The organism is Verrucomicrobiota bacterium (assembly GCA_039027815.1).
Classification (GTDB): Bacteria; Verrucomicrobiota; Verrucomicrobiia; order Verrucomicrobiales; family JBCCJK01; genus JBCCJK01.
Genome location: JBCCJK010000021.1, coordinates 1 through 14,285, shown reverse-complemented (window position 1 = coordinate 14,285; position 14,285 = coordinate 1). Strand labels below are relative to the sequence as shown.

Annotated in this window: 14 protein-coding genes; 13 read left to right on the top strand and 1 reads right to left on the bottom strand. The window is 64.2% G+C overall.

What is annotated here, in order from left to right:
• Positions 1–25: 25 nt before the first annotated feature.
• The 7 genes from AAF555_07285 to AAF555_07255 all read left to right on the top strand — a co-directional run bounded on the left by AAF555_07285 (position 26) and on the right by AAF555_07255 (position 6,353).
• Entirely contained in the window at positions 26–802 is a 777-nt protein-coding gene (locus tag AAF555_07285) for an MBL fold metallo-hydrolase (GenBank protein MEM6911372.1), read from the top strand.
• Positions 799–2,403, top strand: a complete 1,605-nt coding sequence (locus AAF555_07280; GenBank protein MEM6911371.1) for a TIGR03790 family protein — start codon at positions 799–801, stop codon at positions 2,401–2,403. The genes AAF555_07285 and AAF555_07280 overlap by 4 nt, the downstream gene beginning before the upstream one ends.
• Positions 2,370–3,764: a DUF2851 family protein gene (locus AAF555_07275; protein MEM6911370.1), complete on the top strand. Its 1,395-nt coding sequence runs from the start codon at positions 2,370–2,372 to the stop codon at positions 3,762–3,764. The genes AAF555_07280 and AAF555_07275 overlap by 34 nt, the downstream gene beginning before the upstream one ends.
• Positions 3,765–3,867: 103 nt before the next feature.
• The gene (locus AAF555_07270; GenBank protein MEM6911369.1) at positions 3,868–4,221 is read left to right on the top strand and encodes a DUF4112 domain-containing protein; all 354 of its coding nucleotides are present in this window, start codon (positions 3,868–3,870) and stop codon (positions 4,219–4,221) included.
• Positions 4,218–4,991 carry a L,D-transpeptidase family protein gene (locus AAF555_07265; GenBank protein MEM6911368.1) on the top strand — a complete coding sequence of 258 codons (774 nt, stop codon included), beginning with the start codon at positions 4,218–4,220 and terminating at the stop codon, positions 4,989–4,991. Before AAF555_07270 ends, AAF555_07265 begins: the two co-directional genes overlap by 4 nt.
• Positions 4,988–5,425, top strand: coding sequence for a hypothetical protein (locus AAF555_07260; protein MEM6911367.1), 438 nt, complete (start codon positions 4,988–4,990; stop codon positions 5,423–5,425). The genes AAF555_07265 and AAF555_07260 overlap by 4 nt, the downstream gene beginning before the upstream one ends.
• A 58-nt stretch (positions 5,426–5,483) precedes the next feature.
• On the top strand, positions 5,484–6,353 hold the full coding sequence (locus AAF555_07255) for an MYG1 family protein (GenBank protein MEM6911366.1): 870 nt from the start codon (positions 5,484–5,486) through the stop codon (positions 6,351–6,353).
• A 53-nt stretch (positions 6,354–6,406) separates the two neighbouring features.
• Here the strand turns inward: AAF555_07255 and AAF555_07250 are convergent, their stop codons facing one another.
• Positions 6,407–6,784 carry a hypothetical protein gene (locus AAF555_07250; protein MEM6911365.1) on the bottom strand — a complete coding sequence of 126 codons (378 nt, stop codon included), beginning with the start codon at positions 6,782–6,784 and terminating at the stop codon, positions 6,407–6,409.
• Between the two features lie 130 nt (positions 6,785–6,914).
• On the opposite strand from AAF555_07250, the gene AAF555_07245 reads away from it, so the two are divergent.
• The 6 genes from AAF555_07245 to AAF555_07220 are packed head-to-tail and all read left to right on the top strand — an operon-like array spanning position 6,915 to position 14,137.
• Positions 6,915–7,973, top strand: coding sequence for a transporter substrate-binding domain-containing protein (locus AAF555_07245; GenBank protein ID MEM6911364.1), 1,059 nt, complete (start codon positions 6,915–6,917; stop codon positions 7,971–7,973).
• Positions 7,970–8,485 carry a SprT family zinc-dependent metalloprotease gene (locus tag AAF555_07240; GenBank protein MEM6911363.1) on the top strand — a complete coding sequence of 172 codons (516 nt, stop codon included), beginning with the start codon at positions 7,970–7,972 and terminating at the stop codon, positions 8,483–8,485. The genes AAF555_07245 and AAF555_07240 overlap by 4 nt, the downstream gene beginning before the upstream one ends.
• A 32-nt stretch (positions 8,486–8,517) precedes the next feature.
• On the top strand, positions 8,518–9,348 hold the full coding sequence (locus tag AAF555_07235) for an FKBP-type peptidyl-prolyl cis-trans isomerase (GenBank protein ID MEM6911362.1): 831 nt from the start codon (positions 8,518–8,520) through the stop codon (positions 9,346–9,348).
• A 31-nt stretch (positions 9,349–9,379) separates the two neighbouring features.
• Positions 9,380–10,018: a hypothetical protein gene (locus AAF555_07230; GenBank protein MEM6911361.1), complete on the top strand. Its 639-nt coding sequence runs from the start codon at positions 9,380–9,382 to the stop codon at positions 10,016–10,018.
• A gap of 22 nt (positions 10,019–10,040) precedes the next feature.
• Positions 10,041–11,348, top strand: coding sequence for an AarF/UbiB family protein (locus tag AAF555_07225; protein ID MEM6911360.1), 1,308 nt, complete (start codon positions 10,041–10,043; stop codon positions 11,346–11,348).
• 32 nt (positions 11,349–11,380) lie between these two features.
• Positions 11,381–14,137 (top strand): sugar-binding domain-containing protein, encoded by a 2,757-nt coding sequence (locus tag AAF555_07220; protein MEM6911359.1) that lies wholly within the window; start codon positions 11,381–11,383, stop codon positions 14,135–14,137.
• The last annotated feature ends 148 nt before the right edge of the window (positions 14,138–14,285 follow it).

Genomic DNA, 14,285 nt, shown 5'->3' with positions numbered 1-14,285 from the left:
CCGTCGTGCGGGGGGGATTCAACTGATGGACCTGGAATTGGTGTTGCTAGGGACGGGGACCTCGGTCGGGGTGCCCGTTTTGGGCTGCCAGTGCCCCACCTGCCTCTCGTCCGACCCGCGGGACCGGCGCACCCGTTCGGCCGCCTGGGTCCGCACGCCGGAGTGTTCCTTCGTCATCGATACCGGTCCGGATTTGAAGGAGCAGTGCCTGCGCGAGGGCGTGGGCGAAGTGAACGCAGCCCTCTACACCCACTCCCACACCGACCACACGGTGGGCTTCGATGATTTGCGGCCTTTTTGCTTCCGGCGGGAGACGCGCTTTCCGGTCTACGGCAGCGGCCGGACCCTCCGGGCCCTCGAGCGGATGTTTCCCTGGGCCTTCGACGCCGAGATGCGACCCGGCTACGTCCGCGTGACCTCGCACGTGGTGGAGGACGCCTTCACGCTTGGGAAAACCCGGATCACGCCCATTCCCATGGAGCACGGGAGCGAGCAAGCCTACGGCTACCGCTTCGACCGGGAGGGCTGCGCGCCCTTGGCCTACCTCACTGACTGCAAGCGCGTGCTGCCAAAGGGCCTCGAGCGCTTGGCGGGGGTGGAGCTGGCGGTGGTGGATGCCCTCCGCGAGAAGCCCCACCCGACCCACATGAATTTCGACGAAGCGGCCGATTTGGTCCGCCTCTTGAAGGTGCGCCGTGCTTGGTTCACCCATTTGACCCATGATCTAACGCACGACGAGGTCTCCGCGCGGGTGCCCGAGCAAGTCGAGCCCGCCTACGATGGCCTGCGCATCCAACCATGATCGCCTTTTTCTTTCGTTCTTTGCTTTGGCTGGCAAGCGGCTTCCTCTTGGCGGGGGCGGCCGGGGCGGCCCCTTTGCCTCCGGAGCAGGTCTCCATTCCCGAGAGAAGCGTGGTCATCGTCTACAACCAAAATCTGGCCGAGAGCCGGGTCTTGGCCGAGTATTATGCGGAGAAACGGAAGATCCCTCACGAGCAGTTGGTGGCGCTCGACTGCTCCCAGGGCGAGACCATCTCCCGCCGGGAGTTCCGCGAGACCATTGAAAGTCCCTTGCGAGAGACCTTCACCCGGGAGGGCTGGTGGAGGCTGGCGGACACTGGGGAGCAAGGCATCCAAGCCACTCGAAATCGCATCCGGCTCCTGGTGCTGATGCGAGGCGTGCCCCTCCGGATCAAGCGAGAGGTTTCCCCGGAATTGCGCGAGACGATCGCGGCGGCCAAGGCGGCCGGCCAAACGCCGCCCAAGGAGCCTCTCAATGAAGCCAGCGTCGATTCTGAACTGGCTCTCCTAGGGGTGTTCGCCGCGCCCGCGGAGGGCTTTGTGAAGAATCCCTTCTTTGAAAAAGACGAGTCCTTTCTCAAGCTCCCGGTGGCCGGAATGCTGCTGGTGGGGCGCTTGGACGGACCCAGCGCCAAGGGGGTCATCCGCATGATCGATGAGGCTCTGGCGGCCGAGGAGGGGGGGCTGTGGGGGCGGGCTTGGTTGGATGTCGGCGGGCCCCATAAGAAGGGGGATGTCTGGATCGAGGAGATCGCCCAGCGAAATCGGCTCGAAGGGATGCCGGTCTTTCTCGATCGCAACCGGGCCACCTACCCCAAGCAGTTTCCCATGCGGGACGCTGCCCTCTACTACGGCTGGTACACCACCCACCGGAACGGCCCGCTCCTCTCGCCGGATTGGCGTTTCAAGCCGGGGGCGGTGGCCATTCACATTCACTCCTTCAGTGGGGCCACGGTTCGCCAAGCCAACAAGCATTGGGCGGGGCCGATCCTAGCCAAGGGGGCGGCCGCCACGGTCGGGAACGTCTGGGAGCCCTACCTCGAGATGACCAATTACCTTCACGTTTTCAATGATCGGCTCCTGAAAGGCTACAGCTTGATCGAGGCCTCTGCCATGTCGGTTCCGGTTTTGTCCTGGATGAACGTGACCTTGGGCGATCCGCTCTACCGACCTTTTGCGAAATGGCACGTCCTGACGAGCGAGGTCTTCAGTGGCTCCCAGGACAAGGCCTATCGCTTGGCCCGCTTGGACGCCAAACAGTCCGAAGGCCAGGGGTGGAAGGCGCTCCAGAAGCGGGTGGCGGAGACGGCCCGGACCATTGGGAGTGGCGATCTTTTCGAGGCCGTCGCGGGTTGGGAGCTGCTGGAGGCGGCCCCGGATGGCGAGCTGATCCTGCGCAATCTCTTGCAAGCCCGCGCCCGCTGGGACGATCCCGCGGATCGGCTGCGGGTGGATTTGATGGAGGGCGATTGGTTGCGGCGGCAGGGCAAGACGGCCGAAGCGGGGTCCTTTCTCGGCCAAGTGCGCTCTCGCTATGCCGAGGTGCCCGAGGTTTCGGCGCTCGACGAGTGGCTGGGACAGCTGACGCCCCAGGAAGAGTGAGTGGGGCGCGGTATGCGGACTTTCTTCGGCAGACGGCGGCCGAGGAACGGGTGCAGGAGGGCGAGACTTGGCGTTCCCGGACGGAGTTGGAGTTGCAGTCGCTCTGGTTCTCCGGCCAGTTTGGCCGGGAGTTCCAAGATGAGGAGGGTCGCTCGATCCGGCTGATCCAGGCGGGTTTTTGGAATCGGGAAAGCGGGCCGGATTTTGAGCACGCCGCCATTGAGGTGGAGGGAGAGCGACGGGTGGGCGCGATCGAAGTCGATAAGGTGGCCCGCGATTGGGAGCACCACGGGCACGGGGTCAATCCGGCCTTCGAGGAGGTGGTGCTCCACGTTTTTTTTGGTCGCACGGAGGGTCCCCGATTTTTCACACGGACCCGCTCCCATCGAGAAGTCCCCCAGCTCTGCTTGAGTGAACTCCCGAGCGCGGGAGAAAAAGGCTGGGCCGCCGAAGCCCTGCCGGGGCGCTGTGTCCGCTCCCTGGAAGCGCTCTCGGAAAAGGCATTGGAGGAGCTTTTGCGCAGTGCGGCCCAGTTCCGGGCGGAGAACAAAGCGCGGCGCTTTCTACGAACGGCCACCCTCCAGGGCGAGGAACAGGCTTGGTTCGAAGCGCTCGCGGAAAGCCTGGGCTACGCGGCCAACGCCGTGCCCTTGCGGATCCTGGCCCAGCGTTGCCCGCTCGCTCTTCTGAGAGAAGAACCGGCCTCGGTGGAGGCGCGCTTGTATGGAGAGGCAGGCTTTCTGGACCTAGAGGGCTATGAACGGGCGCGGGGTGAAACCCGCGCTTACCTCCGGGGCCTATGGGAGGAGTGGTGGAGTCGGCGAGAGGAAGCGGCCCGCCGCCTCCGGCTGCCGTGGGCCTTGCGGGGTTCGCGACCCGCCAATCACCCGCATCGAAGAATCGCCGCCCTAGCGCTGGTGGCGGGCGCTTGGAGCGAGTGGCGAGGCCTCTGGAGCACGGAGGCTCCCCGAGAAGTGGCCCGAAAACTGGGGGCCTTGGAGCATGAGTTTTGGTCGCACCACTTCACCCTCTCCGCCCAGGCCTTTTCTCGTCCCACCGCGCTCATTGGCCCGGCTCGGGCGCGCGATTTCCTGGGAAACTTTCTTTTGCCGGTCCGGTGGGTCCGCCAGGAGATCGCTTGGAGCGAAATGGAGCAGTTGCCTCCCGCGTCCCTTTCCAAGCCCCTGCGACGGGTGGCGGTCCGCCTCTTTGGCTCGGCGGAAAAAGCGCGTAGTTGGGACAGGCGTTTCTGGCAGCAGCAAGCGCTCCTCCAGATCTACCAAGATTTCTGCCTCCAGGATGCCAGCGGCTGCGCCCGTTGCGCCTTTCCGGAGCAGGCAGCGGGGTGGGGTTCTCTCTGATCCGGGGACCGGATCAGGGTTTCAGGTTTCAGGTGCTTGGCCGTTCTTCCAATTGTTGGGGTCGCTTGGTATAATGACTGCGGGCACCCAATGCGACTCTCTTATGCCGAATCCGAAGACCGATCCTGAAGCCGAGTTGGAATCCATCCGTCGCTGGGTCCATGCCATGGATTCCCAGTTTCGCTTTCCCGGCATGAAGCGGGGGGTGGGGTGGGATGCTCTCATTGGGTTGCTGCCGGGGGTGGGGGATGTGGCTTCTTTGGCGATTTCTGCTTGGCTGACCAAGCGGATGGCGGCCTTCGAGCTGCCCGCCGAACTGAAGGCCAAAATGGTAGCCAATATTTTGCTGGATGCGGCCACGGGGATCGTCCCGCTCGCAGGGGATTTGCTGGATGTGGTCTTTCGCGCCAATCGCCGGAATCTGAAGCTCTTGGAGGCGTTTCTCGCAGCGCCATGAAATTTCTTTTCTCACTGGCTCTCCTGGCCTTTCCCCTCTTTCCCCTCTTTCCCCTAACGGGCTGGGCGGGGGACGGGTCGGCCGGCCTGCCCGAGGAGAGCGCCCAAATCATCCTGGTGGCAGCCGAACAATCTCGGGCCACGGTGTTTCTTTTGGAAAGAGGCAGGGGTGGTTGGCAGCAGGTCTTGGCTTCCATGCCGGCCCGAATCGGGAAAAACGGTTTGGCGGCTGGCCTCGGCCTCCACCCGCGGCCGGGCGAGAAGGGCTTGAAGGTGGAAGGCGATGGCAAGACCCCGACTGGCATTTTCGAGATTCCGGCGGTTTGGGGGTATGCCGCGAGTGTCCCCACCCGGATGCCTTACCGCCAGGTGACGAGCCGGGATCTCTGGGTCGAGGATGTGGACTCGGTCCATTATAACCGTCATTTGCGGCTGCCCCATGAGCCGGCCTCCGATTGGGAGCGGAAGGCCCAGATGCGGCAGAACGATTTGGCCCACGCGCTGAAAATCGAGATCGCTCACAACACCCGCCCCCATCCAGAAAAGGGCAAGGGCAGCGCCATCTTCATGCACATTTGGCGTCGCCAAGGGCAAGCTGCCACCGCGGGCTGCGTGGTGGTGAGTGAGGGACACTTGCGGAGGATCGTCGCTTGGCTTCGTCCCGAGAGTCGTCCCGTCCAGTGGGTGGTGGCCGCCGAGCGCTTGCCCGAGCTACGGCGGGCCTTGCGCTGGGGTGACGCCGGAGGCAAGGAGGATCCACGAGAGAGATGAGGAAGGGAAACACGCCGCTGCCTGTCCAACTGCTCCTCTTTCCGAGCGAGGGATTGACCTGCGCCGATGTGCTGGCGCCGGTGGAGAGAGACGTGGCGGTCCAGGTGCTGGCAGAGTATTACGGCCACCAGCACTTCGATCCGAATGGGGCGGAGTTCTGGGATTTGACCCAGTCTGTTTCTTCTGGCCTGGATGGCGAGGATTTGCGCGAGATTTCTGTGATGGAGTTGGCCTTCCGGCCAGAGCCCCATCGCTCCCGCAAAGCCATCCTGGTCGATAATGGGACTCTTGAGATCACGGGGAAGTATTACGGGCTCCTGCTGGAAGGCCAGGTTCCGACTCGGGTCTTCGTCGATCGCAGGGAGGCCTTTGCCTGGCTCGGGAAGAAAGACCCGCTCGAGCATCCCGACTTGCCAGCCATTGCCATCGTCTGATCCGGCCCCCCCGCGGCTTCGAGGTTGCTTCTTTCTCTGGGCTTTCCTAAGCTGACCGGTGGTTACGCAAATATTGACGCATCCCGGCGGGGCGCACAAAGACGAGTTGCTGGCGTGCAGTCTTTTGATGGCCAAGCACCGCGTGCCGGTCGTGAGGCGGGAGCCGACCGAGGCCGATTTGGCCGATGAGTCCGGCTATGTCATCGACGTAGGCGGCCAGCATGCGCCGGCCCAGCGAAATTTCGATCACCACCAATTCCCGCGGGAATTCCCCCCGGTTTGCGCGCTCTCGCTGGTGCTCCAACACCTCGGCCTGTATGAAGAAGCCAAGCGCTGTTGCGATTGGCTGGAGACGGCCGAGTGGTTTGATGCCCGGGGACCGCGAGCGACCGCGGAGTGGCTTGGCGTGGAGCGGGAGGCCTTGGGCCGGCTGAATTCCCCGCTCGATGTCACCCTCCTGCGCCGCTTCGCAGCTTGCGAGCAACTGGAGCCGGGCGAGCCACTCTACGAGGTGCTCGCGATGGTGGGAGAAGACTTGCTCGGTTACGTGGAGGGCATGCGGGATCGGGTGGCGGCCCTCCGGGAGCAGGCTGAGTTCTGGAGCATCGCCCCCGAGGAGGGTGATCCTTTCGAGGTCCTTTTTGTGCCCCGAAGCGAGCCCTTGCCCGAGGAGCCGGGCGCGGGCGTCGGCCGCTTTGTGGAGCAGGCGGGCAAGCTGGAAGCGGTCGCGGGCACGGTCTATGCCGACCGGCGGGGAGCAGGCTATGCGCTTTCCCGCTTCAACGATGACGAGCGGCTCGAGTTCACCCGCATCGCGCAGGAGCCGGATGTCCACTTCGCGCATGCGCGGGGGTTTGTGGCCAAGACTTCGGCCACCGATCCCGGGCGTTTGCGGGATTTGCTGGCGCAGAGTTGGCGGGGGCGTTGAGACGCTTGCCCGAGTCTTCCCAACTTTAGCAAAAGGGGCGAAAGGGGCCGGAGCTAGTAGCGATCGAGGTCGAGGTAGGGATGCCGTCGGCTCAGGAATTCGGCGTCCGAGCGCGGGCGATGGCGCGCCCGATGGTCCATGACAGGCTGGGGAGGGCCGCTGGGCCGGGCGATTTTTTTCTTCTTCTCTTTGGCAGGCGGGTGGGGTCGAGGGTCTTTGCGAACAATCCGTTCTCTGCGCAAGCGCCTCTCCACGGGGTGCTGTTCGGCGTAGCCCACCGGTGGGGCGATCCGGGGATGGACGGGAGCGGGGCCGTAGTGGCCGAGCGGCGGCGCACCGTGCCCTGCGTGCCGAGAGACTCCGTAGTCGGAGTAGGTGCAGGAGGCGAGGCCGAGGAGAGGGAGGGCGATCAGGATGGGGAAGCGTTTCATAGGCAGGCGCTGGATCCTTGGAGAGGACGCGGCAGGGGGAGGGTTCATTCAAGGTCCTGGGAAGAGAAAGTCGAGAGTCGTCCACGATCCCGCCTTGAGCGGAGGGCGGGGGCGGTGGTAGGCTCCCGCCATGAAATCCGCGCTTTGCCCACTGGTAGGCCTTTTCTGTTCTTTGGCCGCGGTGGCTCCGGGCGAGACGCTGCAAGTAGGCACCAAGGAGGCGCCGCCCTTCGCCTTACAAAGCCCGGACGGGGAGTGGCGGGGCTTGGCCATTGATCTCTGGAAGGAGGTCAGTGAGGAGTTGGGCTACGAGATCGTTTTCCAGGAGCGAACGCTGCCTGAGATGCTCGCTGGCGTGGAGTCGGGAGAATTGGATGTGGCGGTGGGTGCTCTCACCATCAGCGCCCAGCGCGAGCAGGCCATGGATTTTAGTCATCCCTTTTTCTCGACCGGATTGGGCATCGCGACGCCCGCGCGGGAGCAACCGGGTTGGTTGCAAGTGTTGCTGGGGTTTTTCTCTTTCGATTTCTTGAAGGCCATCCTGGCTCTGGTGGCGGTGCTGCTGGCGGCGGGGGCGGCCGTTTGGCTTTTTGAGCGGAAGAGAAACCCCGAGCAGTTTGGGGGAGTCCCCAGGAAAGGCTTGGGCGAGAGTTTTTGGTGGTCGGCCGTGACCATGACGACGGTGGGCTATGGAGACAAGGCGCCTGTCACGTTGGGGGGCCGGGTGGTGGCGCTCATTTGGATGTTTCTCAGCATCATTATCATTTCCGGTTTCACGGCCTCGATCGCCTCTTCGCTCACGGTCCGGCAGTTTGATTCCGCCATTCGCGGGCCGCAAGATCTGGGGCGTTTCGCGGTGGCCACGGTGGCGGCCTCCACCAGCGAGAGCTACCTCCGGGAAAAGGGGGTTCGCTTTCGGGCCTTTGCCACCTTGGAAGAGGCCATGGAAGCGGTCGGCGAGGGCGAGGCCGATTGCGCGGTTTTCGACGCGCCCATGCTGCGCTATCTGGTGCAGGAATCCTTCGCCGGCCAACTCAAGGTCCTCCCGCAAACCTTTTACCGCCAGGATTACGGCTTTGCGCTCGCGGCGGGGTCGGTCCGCCGGGAGGAGGTCAATAGCGTTTTGCTGGACCGGATCGCCGGCCCTTGGTGGGCGGGCGTGCAGGAGCGTTACCTGGGCGGCGAGTGAGGGCGAGGGATGAGGCCAGGGCGGCGGTTTGTCGCGCCAAGTTAGAGGGTCTCCAGCTTCCCCACTTGGCGGCCGAGATCACGGTGGAGTGGAATGCCCGCCTCCGCAGTACGGCCGGGCGGGCCTGGCTGCGGGACAAGCGGATTGAACTCAATCCTGGCCTTCGAACCTTGGGGGAAGAAGAGGTCGAGCGCACCCTTTTGCACGAGTTGGCGCATTTGGTGGCGACGGCCCGAGCGGGGCGGAGGCGGATTGCGCCCCACGGCCCGGAGTGGCGGCAGGCCTGCGCCGACCTGGGGATCGCGGGCGAGGCGCGGACCCATCGACTGGACTTGCCCCGGAGGCGGCAAGCTCGCCGGCATCGCTACCGCTGTCTGGGGTGCCAGGCGGTGGTGGCGCGGGCGCGGCGCTTTGCGCAGGAAGTGGCCTGCCGGGCTTGTTGCCAGCGGTATGCGGGAGGGCGCTTTGATCGACGCTTTCTTCTTCATCCGATTGAAGAAAGCGATGTTTGACAGCGTTTCTCAAGGCAGACAGCCTAGCGATCATGAAGCGAACCTTCCCGAGTTTTCTCGCCTTGGCCCTCTTGGGCTGCTCCCCTCTTTCCACCACTGCCCAAAATATGATTCCCGCTCCCGACGACGTGGCCGCTGTTCCTGAAGACGCTGACCGCTCTGAATCTGGCCTGGCTTGGAAGGTCTTGCAAGAGGGCACCGGGGAAGGCAAGCCGGGCCCGCGCGATTCGGTCACGGTCCACTACACGGGGTGGACCACCGATGGGAAGATGTTCGATAGCTCGGTCGCGCGGGGAGAGACCATCAGCTTCCCGCTCAATGGGGTGATCGCCGGGTGGACCGAAGGCCTCCAGCTGATGGTGGTGGGCGAGAAACGCCGTTTCTGGATTCCGGCCGCCCTGGGCTATGGAGAGAATCCCGGCGGAGGGCGTCCCGGGGGGATGCTGGTCTTCGATGTCGAACTCTTTGAAATCGAGGCCGCTCCCGAGCTCCCCCCAACCCCCGAGGATGTGGCGGCGGTGCCCGAAGGGGCCGAGAGTTCGGCCTCGGGGCTGGCTTGGACGGTGCTGGCAGCCGGGGAGGGCGAAGCCCGGCCCGAACCCACTTCCCTGGTCAAGGTGCATTACAGCGGCTGGACGACTGATGGGCAACTCTTCGATAGCTCCGTGCTGCGGGGTGAGCCGGCCACCTTTCCGCTCAACCGGGTGATCAAGGGTTGGACGGAAGGGGTCCAGCTGATGACGGCTGGGGAGAAGCGCCGCTTCTGGATTCCGGCCGAACTCGCCTACGGTGACAACCCGCGCCCGGGCGCTCCTCAGGGAATGCTCGTCTTCGATGTCGAGCTGCTGGAGATCGTCCGCTAGGCGGGCGGGGGCGTAATGGTTTCCCGGACCGATGGAAAACAAAGACCGCCTTCGGGAGCACTACCTTCACAAGCTGCGTGAGGAGGGCCAAGCCCCTGCTTCGGTCTATCGTTTCTGCCAAGAACTCGGCTTGAGCGAGCGCGATTTCTTTTCTCATTTCGCCTCTTTTGAGGCCATCGAGCAGGGGTTCTGGAGGGAGACCGTAACCGGGGTGCTGGACGCGGTGCGCGCGGGCGAGGAGTGGGATTCTTTCGATGCCCGCCAAAAGCTCCTGACGTTTTTGTATGCCTTCACCGAGAAGTCCCTCGATTTTCGCTCTCTCCTGCTGCTGCGCTTTCAGGAAGTGTCGGTTTTCAAGAAGCTCGGCGTGAGCCGTGGCATGGAGGAAGCTTTCAAAGACTTTGCGAGGGAGATTTTGGAGCAGGGGCGGGAGAGCGGGGAGGTGGCCCGTCGCGGTCGCTTGAATGCCCTCCAGCCAGAGGCGCTCTATGTCTTGTTTCGCGCGGTCATGGATTACCATCTCAAGGACACCAGCGAGGGCTACGAGCGCACCGATGCCTTCATCGAAAAGGCGGTCACGCTGGGCTTTGATTTGCTGCGCACGCAGGTCATTGATTCGACCTTTGACTTGGCGCGCTTTCTCTTTGCGCGCCGCTCCGTGACTGCCTGAAGCGATGGAGGAGCAGGACCGCATGCGCACTACGCGCCTCGGCCGGATGGCGTCGCTCGCTGGGACCGGCGCCAAGGTGGGCTTCAATTACCTCAAGCACTACGGGCGGAAATCGCTCACCGGAGAGACGGATCGCCGCCCCTTGGACGAGGCGAATGCGGACGCGGTTTACAAGACTTTCAGCCAACTGAAAGGCGGGCCCCTCAAGCTGGCTCAGATGCTCAGCATCGATAAAAATCTTTTGCCGGAGGCCTACGCCTCCCAGTTTGCCAAGGCCCAGTATTCCGCTCCGCCGCTTTCCTACCCGCTGGTGGTGCGGACTTTTCAGCGGGAGTTTGGGAAAGCACCGACCGAGCTTTTCGATACCTTTTCCCGCCAGGCGGTCCGCGGCGCGTCCATCGGGCAGGTCCACCGGGCGACCAAGGACGGCCGCTCCTACGCCGTGAAGGTCCAGTATCCGGGGGTGGCCGAGAGCTTGCGGAGCGATTTGGGGGTGGTGAAACCGATCGCCCTCCAGATCCTCGGCCTGCGGGAGGCGGATGTCAGGGAGTACTTTCGGGAGGTGGAGGAGCGGCTCTTGGAGGAGACCGATTACGAGCGCGAGCTGGAGCAGTCGATCGCCTTGTCCCAAGCCAGCCGTGGTCTAGCCGTCCGCTTCCCCGAATACCATCGGGAGCTTTCCGGCCGCCGGGTGCTGGCGATGGATTGGGTGGAGGGCGATCCGCTGGATGTCTACGCGGATTCCCAGCCCCCCGAGGCGGAGCGGGACCGGGTCGGCCAGGCGCTCTGGGATTTTTACCACTTTCAAATTCATGAGCTGAGGCAATTTCACGCCGATCCCCACCCCGGGAACTTTTTGGTCCAAGACGGGCAACTCTGGGTCCTGGATTTTGGCTGCACCAAGGAGATCCCAGAGGCCTATTATGAGAAGCATTTCCGCTTTCTCGACCCGGCGCTCTTGGACGACCAGCAACTCATGACCGAAGCGCTGGTGGACTTGGGCGCGATCCTTGCGAGCGATCCACCGGAGGAGCGGGAGCGGATGGCGGCGCTTTGTCGGGAGTCCGTCCTGCTACTGGGGCAGCCTTTTCGGGAGGGCCATTTCGATTTCGGGGCGCCGGAGTATATGGAGCAGATTTACGCCATCGGCGAAGCCAATAGCAAGAACCGGGAGCTGCGCAGTCTGCGGGGGGCGCGCGGTTCGGCCGATTCGGTTTACATCAATCGCGCTTACTTCGGACTCTACAGCTTGCTGGTGCGCTTGCGGTCTCACGTCACCACGGAGCTGCCCGATTGGCTGCGGCCGGTGCGGCCGGCGGAAGTCGCTTGATGCCGATCCAGCTCGGCGGAAGTTGGAGGCCCATGCGGTTCTTCTTTTTTCTGCCTGCGCTGGCTTGTCTCTCGGCTGGGAGCGGGTGCCGTGAGCGGAGTCGGGAGGTGGATGAGCGTTCGCTCGATCTTTCCGGCGCTTGGGAGGTCCAGCTCGATCCCAAGGATTTCGGCGTGGATCTGGAGTGGATGAGGAAGCCCTTCGGCGAGGTGGTCTCCCTTCCCGGCACCTTGGATGAAGGCGGGGTCGGCAAGCGGCACTGGCTGAAGCCCGCTCTCACCCCGGAGGCCTTGATGGCGCCCCGGCGAGAACGGTCCTTTGTGGGCCCCGTCTGGTATCGGAGAGAGTTCGAGGTTTCCAAGCGGTGGGCTGGGAGAAGGGCGGTCCTGGAATTGGAGCGGGTGCTTTGGCAATCGCGCGTGTGGGTGGATGGCCAAGAGCGGGCGGCCCCCCAAGATAGCCTCTCGGTGCCGCATCGGTTCTCGCTGGGAGAGTTGGCTGCAGGGACGCATACTTTGGCCCTTCGGATTGACAATGCCGAGCAATTTCCCGGGATCAGCGAGGCGCTCCCCGAGTTTTCCCATCCGCGGGAGGCCCAGCCGGCGGCCCACGGCTATACCAATCAAAGCCAAGTGCTCTGGAGTGGAGTCTTGGGCGAGATGGCGCTGCGTCCGCGGGCCCCCGTCCGGGTGGAGGCGGTTTCCATCTTTCCAGAGATGGCTTCACAGGAACTCCGTTTGGAGATGACGCTGGCCAATGATTCGGGGGGGCCAGCCGAGGGGCGCTTGGAGCTGACGCTGGCGAGCGAAAAGGAAGGAGGCGGCCGCTCGGTCCGGCGAAAGATCTTCGCCTTTCAGATGGCGGGCGAGCGGGAGGAGATCACGCGGACGTGGGCGGTGGAAGCGACGCTCGAGCCATGGAGTCTGGAGAGTCCCCGGCTGTATTCTCTGGAGGTGGGGGTGGAGCGCTCGCCCAATAGTGCTTGGCGGGGGCAGTTTGGTTTTCGAGAGTTTGCCCGCGAGGGCAGTGCCCTCCTCCTGAATGGGGCACCCGTCTTTCTGCGGGGGGATACCGATTCGGCCGTTTTCCCGCGTCGCGGGCGACCGCCCATGGAGAAGGCGGCTTGGCGGGAACGTTTGCAACGGGTGCGCGACTACGGCTTGAACCATGTGCGCTTCCATTCCTGGTGCCCGCCGCGGGCGGCTTTCGAGGCGGCCGATGAGTTGGGCCTGCTCCTCCAGATCGAGCTGCCCCACCAGTCGAAGCGTTTTGGAGAGCTGGGCTCGTCCTTCGATTGGCTGAACCGCGAGGCCCGGCGAATTCTCCGCGAGTATGGGAATCATCCTTCCTTCGCGATTTTTTCGCTGGGGGCGGAGGTGGAGGGCGATGAGGAGTCGCTCGAGTATTTCGTGCGGGCGCTCCAGCGGGAGGACGATCGACGATTGTATCTCGGCAGCAGCGGGGGACCGGCCACGGCGGCGGATGACTTGGTTCTGCTGCCAGGGCTCTCGCTGCGGCCCGGCCCGGCGGGCCGGCCGGTCGATTTCCGTGAGGATTTCCGGGAGGCCTTGCTCGGGCAGTCTTTGCCGGTGGTGGGGCATGCGCTCGGGGGCTGGGCCAGCTTTCCCAATTTGGAGGAGATCGGCCGCTACGATGGCATTCTGCGGCCCTTGCCCTTGGAGTCGATCCGCGCCGATTTGCAGGAAAAGGGCCTTCTTTCGCAGGCGGAGGCCTTTTACCAGGCCTCGTCTCGCTTTGCCTCCCGGCTTTACAAAGAAGAGGTCGAGCGAGCGCTCCGAACGCCCGGGCTGGATGGATTTCAGCTTTTCCAACTGCGAGATTACCCGGGACGGGGGACGCAAACCGTGGGGCTCTGGGATGCCTTCGGCACGCCCAAGCCGGGGGTGAGTCCGGCGGCCTTTCGGCAATTCGCGGGTTCGGTCGTGCCGCTGGCGCGGTTTGAGAAAGCGGTTTGGACGGGCGGGGAGACTTTGGCGGTGGACTTCGCGCTCTTCAATGGCGGCCCTTCTTTGCGGGAGGCGAGCGTGGCGTGGCGCTTGCGTCGGGCGGCGGGACAGCTTCTGGAGACGGGCTTTGCCAAGCCCCGGGAGGTGCCGAGTGGGGGCGTGACCGAGATGGGGTCACTCGAGCTTCCCTTGGTGGGCTTGGTGCGAGCCGATCGCTTGGTTCTGGATGTGGAAGTCAGCGGAAAGTGGCGCAATGCCTGGTCCCTGTGGGTTTACCCGGAGGAGCGGGCTCTGCCGAAGACGGATTGGCTGCTGCTCTCGGATTGGAAAGAGGCGGGGGAGGCCTTGGCCGAGGGGCGAAAGGTCTTTTTCGAGCCCCCGCTGGAGGAGATCGCTGGACCGCCCGGAGGATTTTGGCCGGTCCAGGGGAGTCCGGTTTTGCGGCCGGAGGAGGCGGGTTTTTTGGGGGTTTGGTGTGACCCGGAACACCCGGCTTTGCGGGATTTCCCGACCGAGGCGCAGGCTGATTGGCAATGGCAGCGGATTTTGGAACAGGCCTGCCCGGTCATTTTGGATGGGCTGGAGGTCGAGCCGCTGGTGCAGGTGATCGACCATTTCGCGAGGAACCACCGGCTGGCCCTGGCCTTCGAGGCGCGGGTGGGGGAGGGGCAGTTGCTTTTTGTTTCGGCGCGCTTGGAGGGCGGTCCGGCGGCGCGGCAGTTGCGCCGCTCCTTCCTCCGCTATGCGGGCAGCGAGGCTTTCCGACCCAAGGCGGAACTGACTCCCGAGGCCTTCCAGCTCCTGCGCCGCTTGGACCTTTGAGGAAATCGGCCCGCGCCGGCCCTCAAGGTTCTTATACCAAGCTGGAGAATTGGCTGGTAGAATGGCCGAGTGGATTTCGGGCCAGACCAAGGCGCGACGAGGGCGCGGTGCAGGCACCGTAACCGAGGAGCAACGCAGGGCTGGCTCG

Coding starts and splice junctions, on each gene's coding strand:
- AAF555_07285 (MEM6911372.1), top strand. CDS start 26: ATGGACCTGGAATTGGTGTTGCTAGGGACGGGGACCTCGGTCGGGGTG.
- AAF555_07280 (MEM6911371.1), top strand. CDS start 799: ATGATCGCCTTTTTCTTTCGTTCTTTGCTTTGGCTGGCAAGCGGCTTC.
- AAF555_07270 (MEM6911369.1), top strand. CDS start 3,868: ATGCCGAATCCGAAGACCGATCCTGAAGCCGAGTTGGAATCCATCCGT.
- AAF555_07265 (MEM6911368.1), top strand. CDS start 4,218: ATGAAATTTCTTTTCTCACTGGCTCTCCTGGCCTTTCCCCTCTTTCCC.
- AAF555_07260 (MEM6911367.1), top strand. CDS start 4,988: ATGAGGAAGGGAAACACGCCGCTGCCTGTCCAACTGCTCCTCTTTCCG.
- AAF555_07250 (MEM6911365.1), bottom strand. CDS start 6,784: ATGAAACGCTTCCCCATCCTGATCGCCCTCCCTCTCCTCGGCCTCGCC.
- AAF555_07245 (MEM6911364.1), top strand. CDS start 6,915: ATGAAATCCGCGCTTTGCCCACTGGTAGGCCTTTTCTGTTCTTTGGCC.
- AAF555_07235 (MEM6911362.1), top strand. CDS start 8,518: ATGAAGCGAACCTTCCCGAGTTTTCTCGCCTTGGCCCTCTTGGGCTGC.
- AAF555_07230 (MEM6911361.1), top strand. CDS start 9,380: ATGGAAAACAAAGACCGCCTTCGGGAGCACTACCTTCACAAGCTGCGT.
- AAF555_07225 (MEM6911360.1), top strand. CDS start 10,041: ATGCGCACTACGCGCCTCGGCCGGATGGCGTCGCTCGCTGGGACCGGC.
- AAF555_07220 (MEM6911359.1), top strand. CDS start 11,381: ATGCGGTTCTTCTTTTTTCTGCCTGCGCTGGCTTGTCTCTCGGCTGGG.